Origin of the sequence: Nocardia carnea (genome assembly GCF_029869215.1) — a bacterium.
GTDB classification, from domain to species: domain Bacteria; phylum Actinomycetota; class Actinomycetes; order Mycobacteriales; family Mycobacteriaceae; genus Nocardia; species Nocardia carnea_B.
Genome location: NZ_JARWPM010000028.1, coordinates 1 through 7662, shown reverse-complemented (window position 1 = coordinate 7662; position 7662 = coordinate 1). Strand labels below are relative to the sequence as shown.

Below are 7662 nucleotides of genomic sequence, written 5' to 3'. Positions count from 1 at the left end.
GCGTGACCGCCCGGGACCGGGTACTGATCACCGGACCGTTGCACGCGACCATGCATCTGTTCGGGGCGTTGCACGCCCTGTGGCGCGGTGCCTGCGTCACCGACGACCCCGCCCGGGCCACGGTGGTGCACGCCGTCCCCGCGGTCCTGCGGGACGTGGTGTCGCGGGCGCCCCGGTTGCGGACCGCGATCGTGGCCGGGATCGCGGCCGATCCGGGCGCGCTGGCCGCGGCCCGTCACCTCCGGGTCGTCGAGTACTACGGCTCCTCGGAGGTCTCGCTCGTCGCGGCCCGCGAGATTCCCGCGCCGCTGCGGGTGCTGCCCGCGGTGCAGGCGCGGATTCGCGACGGACTACTGCACGTACGCTCCCCGTACACCGTGCTCGGTGCGCCGGACTGGTTCTGCGTGGGCGATCTCGCCGAACTCGGAGACGCCGGAGAGTTGCGGGTGCACGGCCGGGGCGACGCCGTGATCAATGTCGGCGGAACCGCCGTGGTCGCCGAGGATGTCGAGCGCGTGCTCGGTGCCATCGACGGTGTCGCGGCGGCCGCCGTGATCGGTAGCCCGCACGCCGTTTTCGGTGAAACCGTTACCGCCGCCGTGCAATTGGACGGTACGGATATCGACGAGATCCGGCGGCGAGCACGCGGTCTGCTCAGCAAGGAAGCGATGCCGCGCCGCTGGGTGCCGGTGCCGGAGATGCCCACCACGGCCGCCGGGAAGATCGCACGCGGGCGGTTGAAAGACTTGCTCGTATGAGCACCGAACCCGTTCTCGTCGCCGCCCGCCGCACCCCCATCGGCACGGCCGGCCACGGGTTCGCCGGGCGCACCGTCACCGATCTCGCGGCGCCCGTGCTCGCCGCCGTGGCCGGCGCGCTGCGGGACGCGGGGATCGATGCGCCGGTCGACGATGTCGTGCTCGGCAACTGCCTCGGTCCCGGTGGCGACCCGGCCCGGGTCGCGGCGCTGCAGGCGGGCCTCGGCACCGAGGTACCCGGCGTGACGGTCGACCGGCAGTGCGGTTCCGGGCTGGAGGCGGTGATCCAGGCGGCACTGCGGGTGCGCAGTGGTGCCGACGAGCTGATCCTGGCCGGTGGCGCCGAATCGGCCAGCACCGCGCCCTGGCGGTTCTGGCCGCCGGCGGCGGGCGCCGGCCCGGTGCGCTACACCCGGGCACCGTTCGCGCCGCCCGGTTTCCCGGATCCCGATATGGGTGTGGCCGCCGACGATCTCGCGCGGGTCCGGGGAATCTCGCGGGAACGCCAGGACGAGTACGCGGCACGGTCGCATACGCTGGCCGCGGCCGCGGATTTCACCGCGGAGATCGTGCCGGTGGCCGGGGTCGGCCGCGACGAGCGCATCCGCCGCGGGATGACCACGGCGCGGCTGGCCCGGCTGCGACCGAGTTTCGGACCCGACGGTACCGCGACGGCCGGTAACTCCTGCGGTATCTCCGACGGCGCCGCGGTCGTCGCCGTGACGACACCCCGGCTGGCCGCCGGGTTACCGGCGCTGCGTATCGCGGCCACCGCCGTCGCCGCCGGTGATCCGGCACTGCCCGGCCTGGGCCCCGTACCGGCGATCCGCAAGGTCCTGCGCCGGGCCGGCCGCACGGTGTCCGAAGTGGGCGTCGTGGAGATCACCGAGGCCTTCGCGTCGGTGGTTCTGGCGGTCGCCGACGAACTGGAGCTGGACGAATCGTTGATCTGCCCGGAGGGCGGCGCGATCGCCATGGGCCATCCGTGGGGCGCGTCGGGCGCGGTTCTGCTGACCCGGCTGGCGAGCCGGATGCTGCGCCCGGACGGCCCCGAGCTCGGCCTGGCCGCCTGTGCCATCGGCGGCGGACAGGGAGTCGCGATGCTCCTGGAGCGGACGGCATGAACGGGACGGGGCCGCGCTCACGCCGGGAGGTACAGGATGAGTGAGATCGTGTTCGGGTCGGTGAGCCATTCCTTCGGTGAGCGGCAGGTGTTGCGCGGGATCGATCTGCGGATCGTGGAACGCCGGGTCGGGATCGTCGGGGCGAACGGGTCGGGGAAATCGACGCTGGCCCGCATGATCAACGGTCTGCTCACCCCCAGTTCCGGCACCGTGACGGTGGACGGTGTCGACACCGCACGCAAGGGTGCGCGGGTGCGGCGCAAGGTCGGGTTCGTATTCACCGACCCGGATACCCAGATCGTGATGCCCACGGTGGCCGAGGATCTGGCGTTCTCGCTGCGCCGCAGCGGGTTGGCGAAGGCGGAGGTCGCGGCGCGGGTGGCCGAGATCCTGGACCGGTTCGGCCTCGCGGGGCATGCGGAGCATCCGTCGCATCTGCTCTCCGGTGGGCAGAAACAGTTGCTCGCGCTGGGTGCGGTGCTGATCCGGCGGCCGGAGGTGATCGTCGCCGACGAACCCACCACCCTGCTGGATCTGCGTAACGCCCGGATCATCGCCGAGGCCTTGGACGCCGTCGATCAGCAGGTGATCGTGGTGACGCATCAGCTGTCGCTGCTGGCCGGATTCGACCGGGTGATCGTCATCGACGACGGCGCGGTGGCCTTCGACGGCGCACCGGCCGCCGCGCTGCCGGCCTACCGGGAGCTGGTCGAGTGATCGGGCTGTACCGCCCCGGGAATTCGCCGGTGCATCGCACCCCGGCCGGGATGAAACTCACACTGCTGCTCGTGACCATCACGGCGGCAACGGTATTCGTGCGCACGCCACCGCAACTCGCCGTGGCCGCGGCGGGTGTGACGGTCTTGTTCGCGCTGGCCCGGATTCCGTGGCGGGTGGCACTCGACCAGTTGCGCCCGATGGTGTGGATGCTGGCGATCATCGCGGTGTTCCAGATTCTGACCACCTCGCCCGCGCGGGCACTGGTGGTGTGCGGGTTGCTGCTGCTGTCGGTGGCGCTGGCGGCGCTGGTCACGCTGACCACCCGGGTCACCGAGATGCTCGACGCCGTCACCCGGGCGCTGGGGCCGCTGCGGCGGATCGGCGTGGACCCGGACCGGATCGGGTTGCTGCTGGCGCTGGCGATCCGCTGTGTCCCGCTGCTGGCCACGATCGTGCGGGAGGTCGCCGAGGCGCGGCGGGCGCGGGGGCTGCAGTGGTCGATGACGGCGCTGGTCACGCCGGTGCTGGTGCGGTCGTTGCGGACGGCCGACGCGATGGGGGATGCGCTCGCGGCGCGCGGGGTCGACGATGACTGAACTGCTCGCGGAACGGATCGCGCGGCAGTTCCGGTCCCGGCCCGCGGCGCCGGCGGTGCGGACCGCCGGCGAAAGCATCGACTATTCCGGATTGTGGCGGCGCGCCACCCGCGTCGCGGCCGGGCTCACCGGTATGCGGCGGGTCGCCGTATTACCGACCTCGGATATCGACTCGCTGGTCACGGTCGCCGCGGCCATGCGGGCCGGCGTGTGCGTGGTGCTGTTGCACCGGCATCTGCTTCCGGACCAGTTGCGGAGGGTGCTGGTCGTGGCACGACCCGATGCGGTGGTGGCGGTCACCGCACAACACCCGCGGTTGCGCCGGATGGGGTACGACGGCGTACTCCGCACCGCGACCGAACTGGAGTGCGCCGGGCCGGTGAGCTGTGCCCGGCCGGATTCCGAACTGCTGGTGGGTATCACCTCCGGAACCACCGGCGAGCCGAAGCTCTTCGTCCGGGATCAGGCGTCCTGGGCGGCGACCCTCGACCGCTCCGACCGCACCTTCGATATCGGGCCGGGCGATACGGTCGCCGTGCCCGGGGTACTGGACCACACGCATTTCCTCTACGGTGCCCTGCACGCCCTGACCCGCGGCGCGGCGGTCGATCTGCGGGCCGCCCCCGATGCGCTCGCGGCCGGTGCGACCCACCTGTACGCCGTGCCGACCCTTGCCTGGGATGTCGTGCGGACGGCGGTCGCGCCGTTCCGCGGGGTCCGGGAGGTCCTGTCCTCGGCGGCGCGATGGCCCCGGAACGGGCGGGCCGCCCTGCAGGAGGTGCTGCCGGACGCGACGCTCACCCATTTCTACGGTGCTTCCGAACTCAGCTTCGTCTCGTTCGACCGGGGCCTCGGCGCAGCCGCCGAACCGGGTCCGCCCGCGGCCGTGGAAACGAGCACGAGGGCGGCCGTTGACACGGGCTGGGTGGCGGCCGGCGATTCGGGCCCGGTGGCGGCCGTTGACACGGGCCGGATGGCGGCCGGCGATTCGGGCCCGGTGGCGGCCGGCGAATATTCGGTCGGCGAGTTGTTCGACGGGGTCGAGGCGCAGATCCGCGACGGCCGTGTGTTCGTGCGCAGCGATATGGTTTTCCGCGGCTATCTGACCGAGTCCGGTGTGGTGGACGGCCCCGTCGACGGGTGGGTTTCGGTGGGGGATCGCGGCGCGCTCGACGGCAGGCGGTTGCGGTTGTTCGGCCGGGACAGCGAGATGCTGATCCGCGGCGGTCTGAATGTGGAACCCGCGGCGGTGGAAGCCGCGCTCACCGCGATCCCCGGGGTCACCGAGGCGGCTTGTATCGGGATCGCGGACGAACGCTGGGGTCAGGTACCGGTGGCCGCGGTTGTGGTGGACGAACGCGCGCCGGACAGCGGGGAGATCCGCCGGCGGCTGCGCGCGACGCTTCCGGCGCCGAGTGTGCCGGTGCGGATCGAGGTGCTGGAGGCGTTGCCGCGGACGCCACGCGGCAAGCTCGACCGTCCTGCCCTGCGTGCCGCGATCGGCTGAGCACCGGCAGGCGTCACCGATGTGCCGCGACACATTGCGGTTCGGCAGCGATTGTCATTTTCGACACTCCCAATCTATTGCCAAGTTTGGGTAGTTCTTTACTATAAGAGGAGTTGACGAACAGTTTCGGCGCCGACCCGCCCGCAGGTTCGGCCCGGCCGCCCAGGCGCTGATCGTCGGCTCGTAATCTCTTGCTCTGCAGCGTATTTCGACAACTACCGAGGTCGGAAGCGATCGGACGGCGTCGTTCGGTGCGATATCACCAGCAGTGGAGGTGCCCTCTCAGGCTTTGCTAAGTCTTTACTCATACTATGGCGACGGTTTAAGTCTCGGCCCGTTGCCGTGCCGAGTACCTACTTCACCGCGAGATGCCGGTTCGCGGTCTGTGCCCGACTGGACATATTGATCGTCGACCGACCTCGGCTCCGGCCGAGTCGGCGAAGGAGAGCAATGGCAACCAAAATCCCGAATTCCCCTGCGACAGAGCCTGGTCCGGACCCAGCGGGACTGCGCCCCGCCGGGTCCGCGCCCCGCTTCGGAAGCCCGAAGCTCACCTCGATCCTGCGCTACGACCTGCCCGCATCGATCGTGGTATTCCTTGTGGCGCTACCGCTTTCGATCGGTATCGCCATCGCCTCCGGTGCTCCCGTGGCCGCCGGGCTCATCGCCGCCGTCATCGGCGGTATCGTCGCCGGTTCGCTGGGTGGCTCCCCGCTACAGGTGAGTGGCCCCGCTGCCGGACTCACCGTGATCGTTGCCGAATCGATCCACCAATTCGGTTGGAAGGTCACCGGATTCATCGTTGTCGCCGCGGGGATCCTGCAGATCCTGTTCGGTTTGAGCCGGATCGCACGGGCCGCCCTGGCGGTGGCTCCCGTGGTGGTGCACGCGATGCTCGCCGGTATCGGTGTCACCATCGCCCTGCAACAGTTGCACGTACTCCTCGGTGGCGAATCCAACAGTACTGCCTGGAACAACATCACCGAACTGCCCGCGCAACTGCTTTCGCTGCACGGTCCGGCCGCCTTCATCGGCGTGGTGGTCATCGCCATCATGCTCGGCTGGAAGTACCTACCCGAACGCGTCAGGGTCGTCCCCGGCGCCCTGGCCGCGATCGTGGTGGCCACCGCGTTGTCGCTGGCGTTGTCCCTCGACGTCAAACGGGTCACCATCGACGGTTCCCTGTTCGATGCGATCGGCCTGCCGGAATTGCCCCGCAGCGACTGGGCCGGGATCGCGGTGATGATCCTGACCTTCGCGCTCATCGCCAGTGTGGAGAGCCTGCTGTGTGCCGTGGCCATCGACAAGATGCACACGGGACCGCGCTCCGATTTCGACCGCGAGATGATCGGCCAGGGCTCGGCGAATGTGCTGTCCGGTCTGCTCGGCGGCCTGCCCGTCACCGGCGTCATCGTGCGCAGTTCCACCAACGTCGCCGCGGGGGGCCGCACCCGCGCCTCGGCGATACTGCACGGTGTCTGGGTGCTGGTCTTCTCGGTGGCCCTGGTCTCGTTCGTGGAGCAGATTCCGCTGGCCGCGCTGGCCGGTCTGCTGATCGTCATCGGTGTGCAGCTGGTGAAACTGGCGCATATCCGGCTCGCCCACCGCACCGGTGACCTGCTGGTCTACGCGGTCACCCTGCTCTCGGTGGTGTTCCTGAACCTGCTCGAGGGCGTGCTCATCGGCTTGGCGCTGGCCTTCGCACTGCTGATCTGGCGGGTTGTGCGGGTCGCGATCACCGCCGAGCCGCTGGGTGGGACCGATCGCTGGCTGGTCCGCATCGATGGTTCCTGCACCTTCCTGTCGCTGCCGAAACTGTCCTCCACCTTTGCGAAGGTCCCGCAGGGCGTGCCGGTGACAGTGGAGATGACCGTCGATTTCCTCGACCACGCCGCCTACGACGCCATCACCGATTGGGCGCGCCAGCACGAAAGCAACGGCGGCACAGTCGACTTCGTCGAAATCGGCGAGGCGCGGATGGCGAAGGCCGATGCGGCGCCGCCGTCGCGCAGCCTCGGCCGGGTAGTACTCGACGATGTGCTCGGGCCCTGGCGGGTCGATCGTGACCCGTCCGCCGACGGGTCCGCAAGCGGCACCGATCCGCTGGTCAGCGGGATCGCCGCCTACCACCGCAGCCACGCCCATCTGATGCGCCCGCATCTGGACGAACTGCGCGACGGGCAGGACCCGGATTCGTTCTTCCTCACCTGCTCCGATTCGCGGATCGTGCCGAATGTGATCACCAACAGCGGGCCGGGCGACCTGTTCACCGTCCGCAATGTCGGCAACCTGGTGCCCGCGGAAGGTGACGCCTCGGTCGAAGCCGCGCTGGTCTTCGCGCTCGAGAAACTGAATGTCCGGTCGGTGGTGGTCTGCGGTCACTCCTCCTGCGGGGCCATGGGCGCGCTGCACTCGGGGGAGTCCGCCGGTCCGGGCATCGACCGTTGGCTCGAATACGGGCAGCCCAGCCTCGACCGCTACCGTGCCGGACATCCTGTCGGCCGGGCCGCCGCGGCCGCCGGTTTCGGACCGGTCGAGCAGTTGAGCATGGTGAACATCGCCGTTCAGCTGGAGAACCTGAGCCGGCATCCGTCGGTCCGCCGCGCCGCCGGCGAACGCGGGGTCACCGTCTCCGGGCTGTTCTTCGATATCGCCAGCGCCCGGCTCATCGAGGTGCGGGCGGACGGTATCGCGCCGATCGAGGACAACGACGGTGTGCTCGAGCAGTTGCACCGGGAACCGGCCTCCGCCGGGAAGTAGCTGCCGGGCGGGCGAGAGCCCCGGTCGTCCATGAAGATGCCGCGAAGCCCCCCGCCGCCCGCCATCTTAAAAATTATTTAATTTACCCCCCCCCCCCCACACCCTCCACCCCCCTCCCCCCCCCCTCCGCCCCCTCCCCCGTCCGCCCCCCCCCCCGCCCGCCCGCGACGAGCCGGCGCAGCGGATCGACACCCATC

General features: G+C 70.2%; 6 protein-coding genes. All 6 read left to right on the top strand.

Annotated elements, in window-relative coordinates:
- The coding region (locus QH276_RS00665; protein WP_280406551.1) for an AMP-binding enzyme at positions 1–758 on the top strand (758 nt) is incomplete at its 5' end.
- Positions 755–1882: a thiolase family protein gene (locus QH276_RS00660; protein ID WP_280406550.1), complete on the top strand. Its 1128-nt coding sequence runs from the start codon at positions 755–757 to the stop codon at positions 1880–1882. The genes QH276_RS00665 and QH276_RS00660, both read left to right, overlap by 4 nt.
- 36 nt (positions 1883–1918) lie before the next feature.
- The gene (locus QH276_RS00655; protein ID WP_280400603.1) at positions 1919–2599 is read left to right on the top strand and encodes an energy-coupling factor ABC transporter ATP-binding protein; all 681 of its coding nucleotides are present in this window, start codon (positions 1919–1921) and stop codon (positions 2597–2599) included.
- The gene (locus QH276_RS00650) at positions 2596–3198 is read left to right on the top strand and encodes an energy-coupling factor transporter transmembrane component T family protein (RefSeq protein ID WP_280400602.1); all 603 of its coding nucleotides are present in this window, start codon (positions 2596–2598) and stop codon (positions 3196–3198) included. The genes QH276_RS00655 and QH276_RS00650 overlap by 4 nt, the downstream gene beginning before the upstream one ends.
- Positions 3191–4705: a class I adenylate-forming enzyme family protein gene (locus QH276_RS00645; RefSeq protein ID WP_280400601.1), complete on the top strand. Its 1515-nt coding sequence runs from the start codon at positions 3191–3193 to the stop codon at positions 4703–4705. The genes QH276_RS00650 and QH276_RS00645 overlap by 8 nt, the downstream gene beginning before the upstream one ends.
- A 450-nt stretch (positions 4706–5155) precedes the next feature.
- Entirely contained in the window at positions 5156–7465 is a 2310-nt protein-coding gene (locus QH276_RS00640; RefSeq protein ID WP_280400600.1) for a bifunctional SulP family inorganic anion transporter/carbonic anhydrase, read from the top strand.
- The last annotated feature ends 197 nt before the right edge of the window (positions 7466–7662 follow it).

Excerpts from the sequence above, each read along its gene's own strand:
- QH276_RS00640 (WP_280400600.1), top strand. The coding sequence starts at position 5,156 with ATGGCAACCAAAATCCCGAATTCCCCTGCGACAGAGCCTGGTCCGGAC.
- QH276_RS00645 (WP_280400601.1), top strand. The coding sequence starts at position 3,191 with ATGACTGAACTGCTCGCGGAACGGATCGCGCGGCAGTTCCGGTCCCGG.
- QH276_RS00655 (WP_280400603.1), top strand. The coding sequence starts at position 1,919 with ATGAGTGAGATCGTGTTCGGGTCGGTGAGCCATTCCTTCGGTGAGCGG.
- QH276_RS00660 (WP_280406550.1), top strand. The coding sequence starts at position 755 with ATGAGCACCGAACCCGTTCTCGTCGCCGCCCGCCGCACCCCCATCGGC.